Below are 13426 nucleotides of genomic sequence, written 5' to 3'. Positions count from 1 at the left end.
CAGGCTCGGCCGCATGAGCTCCCTCGCCGTGGCCGCCGCCTGGATGTTGATCGCGTCCCGCGCGTGCACCACGCCCACCGCGGTGTCGCTGTCCATCACCAGCAGGCGCAGGTGACCGGTGCGGCGGGCCGTCTCGCGGATCTCCTCGGGCGAGGCGTCCACGTCGACCGAGGACATCTCCTCCGGGGCGGCGGGGGTGTCCACGCCGCGCTCGCCCAGCAGGTCACCCACGGTGAGCTCCTGCAGCTCCAGTGCGTTGAGCAGCTGCCGGTGGTGGGTGTCGTCGAGCGTGCCGGCCTCACCGGAGTGGCGCACGAGCTCCCGCAGGGAGTCGGCGTCCTGCCCGGAGGCCACCTCGTCGCGGGTCTCCACCCCGATCCGGTGGAGGATCCGGTTGGCGAGGGTGTTGAGCATCACCAGCAGCGGGCGGGTGATCCAGAGGAAGCCCCGCATCGGTATCGCCAACAGCGTGGCCGAGTACTCGGGGTGCGTGATGGACCACGACTTGGGAGCCATCTCGCCCACCACGAGGTGCAGGAACGTGACGATGAGCAGGGCGATGACGAACGCGATGACGTCGGCCGTCCAGTAGGGCAGGCCCCAGCCGGCGAACACCGGGGTGAGCCAGTGGTGGACAGCGGGCTTGGTGATGGAGCCGAGCGCCAGTGCGCACAGCGTGATCCCGAGTTGGGATCCCGCCAGCAGGAGCGTGAGCTCGGAGGCGTTGCGCAGGGCGGCCCGGGCGGAGGCGCTCGACGCCGCCGCGTCCTCGAGGCGGTGGCGACGCGCGGAGATCAGCGAGAACTCGACGGCGACGAAGAACGCGGACGCCGCGATGAGGACGATCGTGGCGAGCACCACGACGAGCGGGTTGCTCATGAGGCCCGATCCGGCCTCGGCGGCGAGCAGGGTGGTGGTGGGGTTCATCGCGCGGCCTCCTCGACCACGACGTGCAGTTCGGCCGGCACGCGTCGTTCGATCCGGCGCACCTCGGTCCGGAGGACCCGGTCCGCGGAGAACTCCTCCAACACGTCCGTGTCGGGAAGGGGGATGTCGACACGGTCGCCCAGCTCGGGCAGGTCACCGGTCGTCTCGACCACCAGCCCGCCGAGCGTCTCGGCGTCCACCTCGGGCAGGGTGATCTCGAGCAGGCGTTCCACCTCGTCGAGATGGGTGTCGCCGGACAGGAGCCAGCCCAGACCCTCGCTGACCGGGGTCCCGGCGGCGAGCTGGGGATCGTGCTCGTCCGCGATCTCGCCGACGATCTCCTCTGCCATGTCCTCCATCGTCACGACGCCGGCGAAGCCGCCGTACTCGTCCACCACCACGGCCATCTCCGACTTCTCGGCGCTCAGGCGGGCGGCCACCTCCGGCAGGGGCAGGGAGGTGGGCACGATGATCGGCGCGCGCATCAGGGCGGACACCGCGGTGAGATCGGCCTGGTCGTCGTCGCACACCGAGAGCAGGTCGTGGAGGTCCACGATGCCGATCACGTCGTCGGAGTCGTCGCCGACGACCGGGTAGCGGGTGTGGCCGGTGGCCATCTTGGACAGGACCTCGTTGACCGTGTCCTCCGCGCGGACCACATCGGTGCGGCTCCGCGGGATCATGGCGTGCTCGGCGGGTTGTCCGGGGAAGTCGAGCATCCTGTCCAACAGGTCGCTGAGCTCCTCGGACAACTCGCCGGTCTCTTCGGACTCGGCGACGATGTGCTCCAGGTCGCGGGCGGTGGCGGAGTGCTCCTTGTCATGCACCGGCTCGATACCGACGGCCTTGAGCAGCGCCTCGGACGCCTTGTCGAACAGACCGATGAGCCAGCCGAACAGAGCGAGGTAGATCGTGGTGGACCGGGCCAGCCAGCGTGCGACCGGCTCCGGCTTGGCGATGGCCAGGTTCTTGGGCACCAACTCGCCGAAGATCATCTGCACGACCGTCGAGAAGAGCAGTGCCAGCACCGTGCCGACCACCACGCCGACTCCCTGCGGCACGGACGCCAGGCCGAGGAGTTCGCCGATCGAGCGGCCGATGAGCGGTTCGGCCACGTAACCGACGACCAGGGTGGTGACGGTGATACCGAGCTGGGCGCCCGAGAGCATGAAGGATGTTCGTCTGGTCACGCCGAGGACGCGTGCCGCCGCCGGGTCGCCCTTCTCCGCCGCGGCCCCCATCCGGGAGCGGTCGACGGCCATGAACGCGAACTCCTGGGCCACGAAGTAGCCCGTGAGCGCGGTGATCGCCAGGACCACCACGACTCCGACGAGTAGTGAGAGCGCGATGCTCATCCGGTGTTCCCCCTTCCGAGAAGGGGGCTGATAGATCGGGCCGGTGTATCGGCTCGGCTCACTGGAGGTGCTCCTGCGCTTTCGTCGGGGTCGCCCACGGGCCGGTGCCCGGGGTGACTACCGATTGTCCCGCCCATCGCCGGAAATGTCGACTCCGTTCCGGCGTGTGGCGTCGCCGGGCGTGTCAGTGGCCGGCGGAGCGTATCGCCCGGGAGACGGCGTCCAGCGCCATCAGGCGGACCGTGTCGACGTCGGCGGCCACCTCGCCGGTGGCCACGGCGACGAAACCGTCACCGTCGTACCGGGTGTGCGGCGGAGTCAGCGCCCGGGCGAGCCCGTCGTGGGCGCCCTGTGCGACGACGAAGCACGCGGTCTTGTCCAACCTCGCGTTGGTCATCACCACTCCGATGGTGGTGTGGACCCGATCGGAGGTGTAGTCGAACGGCGGGACCAGGTTCGCGACACTGTCGAGGTCGACCTCGGTGCCGCCCGGGTCGACGTCCCCGTAGGCGTTCACCGCGCACAGCGCCCCCACGACCAGGTCGCCCAGTGTGCTCTCCGCGTACCGGATCCCGCCCGCACGGAGGTTCTCCACCCCGCGCCACTGCGACGTGAACGCCCCGGTCCCCGCACCGAGCTGCCCCACCTCGAACCGCGGCCCGCTCGCCGCGACCGCGGCGGAGTAGCCGTCCTCCGCCGTCGGCCGGACCTTCGGGTCGCCGACCCCGAGGTCGAACAGCGCCAGGGTCGGCACGATCGGGACGCGTCCACCGGGAGTGGGCACGCCCCGCCCGGCCTCCTCGAGGAACCGCATCACCCCCTCGGCGGCGGCCAGGCCGAACGCCGATCCGCCGGTGAGGAGGACCGCGTCTATCGAGGTCACGGCCTTGTCGGGGGCGAGTGCGTCGAGGTCGCGGGTCGCCGGGGCGCCACCGCGCACCTCTCGTGAGGCCACCGCCCCCTCGGGGAGGAGCACCACCGTGCACCCCGTCATCGCCGACGGGTCCGTCCAGTGGCCGATCGAGACTCCGGGCAGGCGGGTCCGGGGTGTGCGGGGCTCCATCGGGCAAAATTAGCGTGCCGACCATCCGACCGGCAACGGTGTCGACCGGCCCCTCAGTCGGCGGAACCCTTCTGCCAGGTGCTCCACGGGACAGCCCAGTCGCCGTTCTGCCAGATCCCCTGCTCCGGGCCGCCGGTGTTGCGGACCTCGACGATGTCCCCGGCGACCGCCTGGTCGAAGTACCAGGACGCGTCGTCCGGGGAGAGGTTGAGGCATCCGTGCGAGACGTTGGTGTTGCCCTGGGCCCACATCGACGAGGCGAGGGCGTGGAAGTAGATGCCCTCGTTGGTGAGACGGACCCCGTGGTCGACGGTCACCTTGTAGCCGACGTCCAGCGGCAGACCGTAGGTCGACGAGTCCATGAGCACCGAGCTGGCCTTGTCGAGGACCGTGTAGACGCCCCGCTGGGTCCAGAAGTGCATGCTCACACCGTTGTAGGTCGCCCACCCGCCCTTGCCCATCGACGTGGGCATGGTCTTGACCAGCTCCTGGTTGTGGAACACCGAGACCGTCTTGGTGACGTCGTCGGCGATGGCCACCCGTCGGTCACCGATGGTGAAGTCCACCTCCGCGCCCTCTCCGCCCCACTGGCCGCCGCCGAGGTTCCGGCCCTCGGTGTCCAGGTCCACGTGGACCCGGGTGCCGGTGGCGTAGTAGTCCCTCGGGCGCCAGTGCGCGGTGGTGTCGTCGAGCCAGAACCAGTTGCCCTCGACGGCGGGCTCGGTGGTGACCGTCATGTGCTTCTCCACGGTGGCGCGGTCGGCCACCGGCTGATCGAATCTGGCGCCCACGATGATCCCGACGCCGTACTCCCGGCCCGACTCCAGTGCGCCACCGCCCGGGGTGACCAGGGTGGGGCTGATGATGGCCTGAGGATTGGCCATGGTGAACGTGCGCGTGTCGGTCCTCGGGCCGCCCGTCGCACCCCGATAGGTGACGTCCAGGGTGTAGGTGCGCCCGTACCCGAGGGTGACCGCCGGCTCCCACGAGGTCGCGTCCCGCGACAACTCGCCCTCGATCTCCTTGCCCGCGTCGTTGGTGAGGACCACCTCGGTCAGGGAACCGTTCTCGACCCGGGCCCGGACGCCGTCCACCACGGCGACGTCCGTCGCCCCGTCGGCCGGGGTGATCCGGAGGGTCGCCGGCTCCGGTGCCTGAGACGTCTCACTCGGGGTGGTCTCCCCGGCCGAACCGGTGGGGACGGGGATGGTGCATCCGGTCGCGATGAGCAGGAGGGCCAGTAGCCCGGCGAGGATGACGAGGGGGACCTGCGCCGCCGAGCGCGAGAGGTACCCGGACCGGGACAAGGACATGCGTGACTCCGAGGCAGAACTGAGGGTGTACCGGTGAGTACCGGCTTATGTGCACATGATGCACGTCGGGTCCGACACGACGCGAACCCACACGGGCGCATCCGGCGTGTCGTTGTGGAGTTGTGACCGGATCGGGCCGGGACGCCCCCGAAACGTGAGGAGCGTCTCGGATGGCGGGGTGCCGGCCACGGTCCCGCGCCGCGCCACCGAGGAGGCGCACGGAGCGGGGCGGAGGAGTACAACGGAGGCCATGAGTATCGAACGCCCTGTGACCATCATCGGCGGCCACGGCAAGGTCGCCCTCCGCGCCGCCCGGATCCTGTCGGAGGCGGGTGCCCAGGTCAACTCCGTCATCCGCAATCCGGACCAGGCCGACGACATCCGCGAGGTGGGCGCGACGCCCGTCGTCGCGGATGTCGAGACACTCGACGTGGACGGCCTGCGGGAGGTGCTGCGCGACAGCGGCTCCGTGGTGTGGGCCGCCGGCGCCGGTGGCGGGTGCGCCGACCGCACCTACGCGGTCGACCGCGACGCGGCGATCCGCTCCATGGACGCCTCCGCGGAGGAGGGGGTCGAGAGGTACGTCATGATCTCCTATGACGGGGCCCGCACCGACCACGGAGTGCCCGAGGACGATCCGTTCTTCCCGTACGCCCAGGCCAAGGCCGCCGCGGATGCCCATCTCCGGGAGTCCGACCTGCAGTGGACGATCCTCGGTCCGGGGATGCTCACCGACGACGCCGGCGGGGAGACGATCGGCGTGGGCGCCGACAAGCGGGACGACCGGGCCACGAGCCGGGACGTCGTGGCCGCCGTCACGGCGGCCGTCCTGCGACGGCCGGACACCATCGGTCGCACGATCGAGTTCTCCGACGGCGAGACACCCATCGGTGAGGCACTGACCAGGGAGTGACGCGCGGGTGACCCGGCGGGGACCGGTCGCCCACCGGGTGGGCGGGGCACCGCGCCGGGGGCGGCACGGCTATCCTCGACCGGTGCGAATCCTGGTGGGCGGCTCGTGGATCACGGTGTCCTGCGCACTTCTCACCGCGTTGTGGAGCGTCCCGCAGTTCCTGGCGACCGGCACCGTCACCCTGAGTTCGCACCCACTCTTCGTGATCCTGTTCCTGTTCCCCGCGCAGATCGGGGTGCCGGTGTGCCTGCTCGTGGCACTGAACTCGGTACTGTTGCTCTCCCGCGGCCGCCTGGTCACCAGCCCGCGACGGTTCCTGGCCGGGGGCCAGATCCTCACTGTCGCGCTGTTGGGCATCTGCGCGTTGCTCCTGGTCCTGCCGACCACGTTCGGGCGGGAGTTCATCGTGATGGCGCTGGCCTTCCAGGTGGGGCAGGTCGTGGTGGCCGTGGGGCTCGCACTCCATCTCCTGCGCCGCCGCCCGGAGACGGCCGATCCGACCCCGCCGGTGCCCACCGACCCGTGAACCCGGGCCCACCGACCCGTGTAACCGGGTCCTCTGACCCGTGACCCGGTCGGCCCTGTCCCGGCGAGGCGGGTGTCCGGGCTGACACTATGGGTCCATGCGTGCCATCCACATCTCATCCCATGACGGACCCGCCGCCCTCGAGGTGGTCGACCTCCCAGAACCGGAGCCGGGAGCGGTCCTCATCGACGTCCACGCCGCAGGGGTGACCTTCCCCGAGGTGCTCCAGACCCGCGGGAAGTACCAGATGTCGCCCCCGCTGCCCTTCGTCCCCGGCTCGGAGGTGGCCGGCGTGGTCCGCTCCGCTCCCGAGGGATCCGGTTTCGCCGCCGGCGACCGCGTGTGCGCCTTTCCCGGCCTCGGCGGATTCGCCGAAGTGGTCTCCACCGAGCCCTCACAGGTGTTCCGGCTGCCCGACTCGTTGACCTTCGCCCAGGGGGCGTCCATCCCCATGAACGTCCTGACCGTGCACTTCGCGCTGGCGCACCGCGGCCGGCTCCAGCCCGGGGAGACGGTTCTCGTGCACGGCGCGGGTGGCGGGATCGGGATCGCCGCCACGCAGTTCGCCGTCGCGTCCGGCGCCCGCGTGATCGCGGTGGCCTCCACCGGGGACAAGCGGGAACTGGCACTCAAGGCAGGCGCGTCCGACGCCATCGCGCCGGAGGGGTTCAAGGACGCGGTGAAGGAGCTCACCGGCGGGAAGGGTGTCGACATCGTCGTCGACCCCGTGGGCGGTGACCGCTTCACCGACTCCATCCGGTCCCTCGGACAGGAGGGCCGGATCCTCGTGATCGGGTTCACCGGCGGCGAGATCCCCACGGTCAAGGTCAACCGACTGCTGCTCGGGAACAAGAGCGCCGTCGGGGTGGGCTGGGGCGAGTACTGGATGAGCAACCCCGGTTACCTGCAGAAGCAGTGGACCGAGGTGGAGCCGCTGCTGGCCGCCGGGAAGCTCGACCCGCTCGTCGGTGCGGAGTTCCCGCTGGACAAGGCCACCGAGGCCCTCGAGCTCATGGACGGCCGTGGCGCGGTCGGCAAGATCGTGCTCACCACCGGGCGCTGAGCGACCCCCGGCCCGGAAGCCCCGTCGAGTCCATCACCCCATCGAGAAGAGCGTTCCGCGCACCCGCTCTCGGCGGATGTGTGCGGAACGCTCTTGTCGACGGGCCTGGACCCGGGGTCAGAACCAGTGTTTACGTCCACCGACCGCCCGGCCGGCTGCGCCGAGGATGAAGAGGATCACGCCGATCGCCACGAGTACGAGGCCGATCGTCCAGAGGATGGGGATGTCCAAGAGGAATCCGAGGATCAAGAGAATTGCGCCAAGAATGATCATTGGTTCGTCCTTCCACTTTAGTCGGATCAGGATGAACCGAGCGTATATGGGTCGAGCCCGAACCACGACCGATCAGAGATTCGCAGGCAGGCGAGCACGCTCGTCCGGGCATACGTGGCGGCCTCGGCGTCGGCAAGACCCGCCCGATCCGCACTGCGCAGCTGAATGAGGCGCTATTCTCAGAAAACCTTCACCACAGCGGGCGGTAAGCGCACCCAGCATTCGCGGGATCGCCGCGATCCGAAGCATCCGGCACCACCCCGGTCGACCCCCGGGACCGCCCTCCCAGATCGCCCGCGCGGTCCCCGGGTTGGCTCGGCCGGGTCATCCAGGGGTCCACCATGTCGCAGTCGCCCACCTCGTCGTCGTCCCATTCCACGTCTCCCGCTCCCCCCGGCGCGTCGATCCCCCGCCGCACCTTCCTCGGCGGCACCGGCCTCCTCCTCGCCGCGGGTGCCGCGGGCGCCGCGTTCGGCTCCTCGGCGATCCCGGGCACCACGCCCGCCGCCGGCGCCGCGGTCGGCGAGGGCCGGATCCGCCGGCGACCCAACATCGTCATCATCATGACCGATCAGGAACGGCGGCCGATGTTCTGGCCTGAGGGGTGGGCCGCGCAGAACCTGCCGCAGCGCCAGCGGTTGATCGACACCGGCCTGTCCTTCAATCTCAACGCCTGCAACTCCACGATGTGCTCGCCCAGCCGCAGCACCATGTTCACCGGTGTCTACCCGGCCCAGCACGGCGTCTACCGCACCCTCACCTCGGGCGGGAGCCTGTCGGATGCGGAGCCGCAACTGTCGCCGACCACGCCCAACATGGCCGGGTTGCTCGCCTCGGCCGGGTACGACGTGCACTACCGGGGCAAGTGGCACATGAGCAAGGGAGCGGACGGCCTGGACCCGACTCCCGCCGACGTCGAGTCCTTCGGCTTCCACGGTTGGAGCCCGCCGGAGGCGGGCCAGGACATCAAGCCGGAGAACTTCGGTGGCGGAACCGCGAACAACGACCAGCGCTACGCCGACGAGGCCGTGGGGTTCCTGAACTCGGTGCCGAACGACCCGGATCGGCCGTTCGCACTGGTCGCCAGTTTTGCGAACCCGCACGACATCCTCGCCTATCCGCAGACCTGGGACCTGACGATGCCGGACGGTGGTACCAACTACCTCGATGCGGCACCGGGCTGCTTCCAGATGGGCATCGACCTGCCGCCGACGTTCACCGAGGTGCTGGCGCTCAACCACAAGCCCCGCGCCCAGACCCAGATCAACCTCGCCTCCCAGGTCGGGCTCGGCGCCCTGGTGGGCGAGGAGAAGGCCCGCAACTACGCCAATCTCTACGCGTACATGCAGCAGGTCGTGGACCAGCACATCGGTGCCGTCATCGACGCGGTGGAGAGCAACGACCTGCGGCGGGACACGATCATCATCCAGGTCTCCGACCACGGCGAGATGGCCATGTCCCACGGCGGGATGCGCCAGAAGGTGTTCAACGCCTACGAGGAGACGATGCTGGTGCCGCTCGTGATCAGCAACCCCGGGCTGTTCCCGACCGGGGTGACGACCGATGCCCTGTCGAGTCTCGTGGACCTCATGCCCACCCTCGCGACGATCGCCGAGGTGGCGCCCGAGGTGCGAGCCGGTTTCGGCTTCCGCGGGACCGACCTGTCGCCGATCATCTCCGACGCCGTCGAGAACCCGGGGGCGCCGACCCGAGAGGTGCAGGACGTCATCCACTACGTCTTCGACGACGACAACATCGGTCAACCCGACGGGCAGACCTCGGTCACCCAGCCGAACCACCTGCGCACGGTCCGGGACCGCACCCGCAAGTTCACGATGTACTTCGACCCCCAGTGGGTCGAGCCCCCGGTGTTCGAGATGTACGACCTCGCAGCGGACCCCCTGGAACTGCGGAACCTCGCGAACCCGTTCGCCCCGCTGCAGTTCCGTGCCGACATGTTCGCCGAGATGCTGCCGGTCCTGCTGGCGCAGATGGCGGAGAAGGGGACCACTCCCGCCGGGATGCCGGCGGACCTGCCGCTTCCGACGGGGCCGATGGGATCGCTCGGCTCGGTGGGGTCCTGAGTGGCGGAGCCACCTTCCGATCTCCGCTGGTCAGCGGCCGACTGTGCTGTCCAGCGCCTGCTGCCAGAAGTCGGCCTCCAGCCTGGTGGCCGTGCGGAACACCTCGGTGAGCTCGTCGAGACGGCGGTCGGTCAGCCCTCCCCCGGACAGCACGTCGAGCTGTGCGATCGCGGCGCGGGACGCGGCGGTGAACTCCGCGCCCGAGTACTCGGCGATCCACTCGCCGTACGGGTGCCCGGCCCGGCCGCGCTCTCCCGTGCCGGGCTCTTCCGTGCTGCCGCGCTCGGTGAGCCGGGGCTGCAGGTGTGCGCCGATCTCGGCGTAACCGATCGTGCACGGCGCCAGTGCCACGTGCAGGTCGAGCAGGTCGCCGACCATGCCGCAGTCGAGTACGTAGCGGGTGTAGGCGACGGTGGCCTGCTTCTCGGCGGCGGCCTCGAGGGTGGCGCGCGGGATTCCCCAGCGTTCGGTCAGCCGCAGATGCAGCTCGGTCTCGGCCAGAATCGCCCCCGTGGCCTGGTGCGCGGCGGTGATGTCGGCCAGCGTGCGGCTCTTGAACGCGGCCAACGCGTTGGCGCGCGCGAACTGCACCAGGAAGTGGAAGTCCTGGATCAGATAGTCGCGGAACACCTCGAGGGGCAACGTCCCGCTCCCGAGCTCCTCGACGAACTCGTGCCGGGTGTAGGCCTCCCACTCGGGGCGGCAGCGATCCTTGAGGGTCTCGAACAGGGTCAACTCAGGTCTCCTGGGGTCGTGGTCGGAAGGCGGCCGATGTCCCCGGAACGGTGCCCGATCCGCATGGCCCGGTCTCCACGACCCTAGTCAACGCTGGTCTCCGCTGAACGCCGTACTCGACTGGGCGGGACGCCCTCCCACCTGGTGAACGTCCGGGTGAAGGTGGCGGTCTCGGAGTACCCGAGCTCGCGTGCCACCTCCGCCACGGGTACACGCAGCGCCAGTAGATCCAGGGCCCGATGATGCCTCACCTCGTCGAGCACCCGCCGGAACGAGGTCCCCTCCGCGGCCAGGCGGCGACGCAGGGTGCGGACATCGACGTGCAGCTCACCGGCCACCTCCGCCATCGACGGCCAACTCCCGCGCTCGTGCTGCAGCCGACTGCGGACCTGCCCCGCCACGCCCACCCGCGCCACCCGGTCGTCGAGCAGGTCGCGGCACTGCCTCTCGAACAGCTTCGCCGTGTTCTCGTCGCCCTGCGGCAGCCGCGCGTCCAGCCGCTCACGGGTGATCACCAGACGGTTCCGCTCGGCGTGTGGCCGGACCTCGTCGGCGGTCAGTCCCCACGCCTCACCGAGGATCACGGCGCTCTCCGGGCCGAGGGTCGTCTCGAGGCCGGTGGTGCCGACGTCGATCTGGGCTCCACGGAGGGCCGCCGCCAACCCCGCCAGGTCGCGTTCCACCACGAAGGCGCGTACATCCGCGGGGATCTCGTCGTCCGCGGCGACCAGGAAGGCCTCCTCCGGGTCGGTCCCGGCGGCGGCATCCTCGTCGAGCGAGAACCGCAGGTGCGTGGGCGAGAGCGCGAGGTACGGGATGGCCCGATCGAGCGCGGCCCGCACGGTGGGACCCGCGAGCATCATGAAGCCGATGACGCCGGTCCGCCCGAGGGTCGAATGCGCACCGATTCCGGCCCCCAGACCCGGTCGGTCCCCGAGCCGGCCCAGGAGATTGCGGATCACCACGAACTCCTGATGCGCCCAGATCTGCGCGGTCTCGTCGTCGAGATCCAGGGGGTCGAGCCCGGTCCCGGCCAGGCACTCCCCCGTCGTCATCCCGCGTGCGACGCCGCCGTCCACCATGATGCGGATCCCCTCGGTGCCGCGGGGCACCGCCCACACGGGGGACGCGGAGTCCGACGGCGAGGTCATCGCCCGACCGTAGCAACGCACACCGCCGGGTGACCGAAAATGCCAAATGTGCGACCGCCGACGCCCTATCCCCGGCCCTCGTCGGTGGCTACCGTCACATCCATGACTCTCGCCAGCGACAACCGCACGGGTACCGAATCGGCAGGACCGACCGGGCTGGCCGAGGCGATCGGGGAGCTCTACGCGCGGGCCAAGGCCGAGGTGGGCAAGGAGGACCTGGACCACATCCGCCACGTCACCGCCTACGGGCAGGCGATCGACGCCCGCCGCCGCGAGCTGTTGCGCGAGGGGGGTCCGCGCGCGATCCGCCGGGCCACCGCGCTGGAGATGATGTACCGGCTCATGCAGTTCTCCGAGCTGGGCCACAACATCGTCCACGGCAGCTACGACCACCTGCCGGACAACGGCGAGTACCACTCGGACCGCTACGACTGGGACTTCAACGTGGATGTGGACCACTGGAAGACGATGCACCACGCGGGCCACCACCCCAACACCAACATCGTCGGCAAGGACCACGACCTCGGCTACAGCGTCTTCCGCGGCAGCGCGGGCCAGGACTGGTACGGCCACCACCTCGGGCAGGTGGCGTTCATCTCCGCGCTCGCCGCCATGGCTCCGGTCGCGGCACCGTTCTTCCTGGCCAACATCGCGCGCAAGGTCGACCGCCACCCGTTCTTCAGCGCCTACACCCTGCGATCGCCGGCCAGGATCGCCCGCCGGGACGCGCGCCGCCGATTCGTGGACGAGCCCTTCCGCTCCGGATGGAAGCCGCTCCCGACCCTGGTGGCCAACTATTTCGGCGGAGTCGCGGGCTACATGTCCGTGCTGTTCCTGGTGCTCATCGAACACCACGCGGGCGAGCTGGAACTGTTCACCGATCCCGGCCCCGACGAGACCCCCGACCAGTACTACGAGCGGCAGATCCGGGCGACCCGCAACTTCCTGCCGAGCCCGCAGATGGACGAGGCGCTGACCCGCATCCTGGAGGAGGAGGTGCCGTTCGAGAACCGTCCCGACCTGCGGATCTTCTACGGCGGCCTGGACACGCACGTCGAGCACCACCTGTTCCCCGACCTGCCGCCGTCCATGCAGCGCAGGATCGCCCCGGAGGTGCGTGACATCGCCGCCCGGTACGGGCTGCCGTACCACGAGACCCCGCTGCTGGAGACGGTGCCGCTCATCGCCAAGACGCTCACGGGCCTGTCCGTGCCGTTCGGCGAGCGGGAGTTCGGGCGGCCGGCCGAGTTGCTGCGTGACCCCCTCGCGCTCGGGCGCCGCGTGATCTCGGGCTTCACCTACCGACCCCTGCCCGAGTCCCCGTATTTGGACAAGCCGCGCTTCCACAATGTCCCGGCGAGGGTCCTGTCCGCGACGCCGGTCGCCGGGGGTGACGCGCTCTCCGTGCGCCTGGCCAGGCCGCGTGGGTGGGAGGACGTGGAGTGGGACGCCGGGGCGTACGTGTCGGTACGGGTGGAGGTCGACGACGACGACCACGGCACCGGCACCGGCACCGGCACCGCCACCGGCCGCGTCGAGTTGGTCCGTCAGTACAGCCTCGTCCGCGACAGCACCGATTCGCGGCTCGACGGATCGGACGCCCTGGAGATCTGCGTCAAGCGGGTCGCAGGGGGTCGGGTCTCCGCCCGCGTGAACGACACGCTGAAGGCGGGGCGCTACCTCACGCTGGTCGGCGTGCCGCAGTCGTCGGGAGACTTCGCGATGGACTCCCCGGCCACCCCGTCACTGCTCATCGCCGGTGGGGTGGGCATCACGCCGATCATCAGCCTGCTGCGCCGCATCGCCCGCGAAGCCGGGGCCGGGGCCGACGCCACCCTGCTCTACTTCAACCGCGACGAGCGCTCGGTGATCTACGAGGCCGAGCTCCGCCGACTGGCCCGCGACTCGGGCATCACGCTGCACCTGTTCACCGACGCCCCGTCCGAGCGCGACGGCCTGACCACCGGCCGCCTGGGCCCCGAGCTGCTGCGGCGCCTCGTCCCGGACGCCGCCGAGCGCGAGA

General features: G+C 70.3%; 12 protein-coding genes. 5 read left to right on the top strand and 7 right to left on the bottom strand.

Going from position 1 to position 13426, the window contains the following annotated elements:
- The 4 genes from G6020_RS07320 to G6020_RS07305 all read right to left on the bottom strand — a co-directional run.
- Window positions 1–879: CNNM domain-containing protein (locus G6020_RS07320; RefSeq protein ID WP_241732607.1), on the bottom strand; the 879-nt coding region annotated here is incomplete at its 3' end.
- A 44-nt stretch (window positions 880–923) separates the two neighbouring features.
- On the bottom strand, window positions 924–2282 hold the full coding sequence (locus tag G6020_RS07315; RefSeq protein ID WP_179523670.1) for a hemolysin family protein: 1359 nt from the start codon (window positions 2280–2282) through the stop codon (window positions 924–926).
- A gap of 184 nt (window positions 2283–2466) precedes the next feature.
- On the bottom strand, window positions 2467–3345 hold the full coding sequence (locus G6020_RS07310; RefSeq protein WP_182610169.1) for a P1 family peptidase: 879 nt from the start codon (window positions 3343–3345) through the stop codon (window positions 2467–2469).
- Window positions 3346–3398: 53 nt separating this feature from the next.
- The gene (locus G6020_RS07305) at window positions 3399–4658 is read right to left on the bottom strand and encodes an Ig-like domain-containing protein (RefSeq protein WP_182610168.1); all 1260 of its coding nucleotides are present in this window, start codon (window positions 4656–4658) and stop codon (window positions 3399–3401) included.
- A gap of 250 nt (window positions 4659–4908) precedes the next feature.
- Here G6020_RS07305 and G6020_RS07300 point away from each other — a divergent pair, with 250 nt between their 5' ends.
- From G6020_RS07300 to G6020_RS07290, 3 genes are all read left to right on the top strand, one after another.
- The gene (locus tag G6020_RS07300; protein ID WP_182610167.1) at window positions 4909–5571 is read left to right on the top strand and encodes an NAD(P)H-binding protein; all 663 of its coding nucleotides are present in this window, start codon (window positions 4909–4911) and stop codon (window positions 5569–5571) included.
- An 82-nt stretch (window positions 5572–5653) separates the two neighbouring features.
- Window positions 5654–6097, top strand: coding sequence for a hypothetical protein (locus G6020_RS07295; protein WP_182610166.1), 444 nt, complete (start codon window positions 5654–5656; stop codon window positions 6095–6097).
- A 97-nt stretch (window positions 6098–6194) separates the two neighbouring features.
- Complete coding sequence (locus G6020_RS07290; RefSeq protein ID WP_182610165.1) at window positions 6195–7160, top strand: NADPH:quinone oxidoreductase family protein; 966 nt, start codon at window positions 6195–6197, stop codon at window positions 7158–7160.
- 117 nt (window positions 7161–7277) lie between these two features.
- On the opposite strand, the gene G6020_RS07285 is transcribed toward G6020_RS07290, so the two are convergent.
- Complete coding sequence (locus G6020_RS07285) at window positions 7278–7433, bottom strand: DUF6131 family protein (RefSeq protein WP_179524124.1); 156 nt, start codon at window positions 7431–7433, stop codon at window positions 7278–7280.
- A gap of 341 nt (window positions 7434–7774) precedes the next feature.
- Between G6020_RS07285 and G6020_RS07280 the strand changes: the two genes are divergently transcribed.
- Entirely contained in the window at window positions 7775–9517 is a 1743-nt protein-coding gene (locus G6020_RS07280) for a sulfatase-like hydrolase/transferase (RefSeq protein ID WP_182610164.1), read from the top strand.
- A gap of 30 nt (window positions 9518–9547) precedes the next feature.
- Here the strand turns inward: G6020_RS07280 and G6020_RS07275 are convergent, their stop codons facing one another.
- Together G6020_RS07275 and G6020_RS07270 are read right to left on the bottom strand one after the other, a co-directional pair.
- Window positions 9548–10252 (bottom strand): TenA family protein, encoded by a 705-nt coding sequence (locus G6020_RS07275; RefSeq protein ID WP_182610163.1) that lies wholly within the window; start codon window positions 10250–10252, stop codon window positions 9548–9550.
- 83 nt (window positions 10253–10335) lie between these two features.
- Window positions 10336–11403: an AraC family transcriptional regulator gene (locus tag G6020_RS07270; protein ID WP_182610162.1), complete on the bottom strand. Its 1068-nt coding sequence runs from the start codon at window positions 11401–11403 to the stop codon at window positions 10336–10338.
- A 102-nt stretch (window positions 11404–11505) separates the two neighbouring features.
- Between G6020_RS07270 and G6020_RS07265 the strand changes: the two genes are divergently transcribed.
- Window positions 11506–13426: fatty acid desaturase (locus tag G6020_RS07265; protein WP_182610161.1), on the top strand; the 1921-nt coding region annotated here is incomplete at its 3' end.

This window comes from Dietzia sp. B19 (assembly GCF_014145155.1).
Taxonomy (GTDB): Bacteria; Actinomycetota; Actinomycetes; order Mycobacteriales; family Mycobacteriaceae; genus Dietzia; species Dietzia natronolimnaea.
This window is presented reverse-complemented; position numbering and strand designations above follow the sequence as displayed.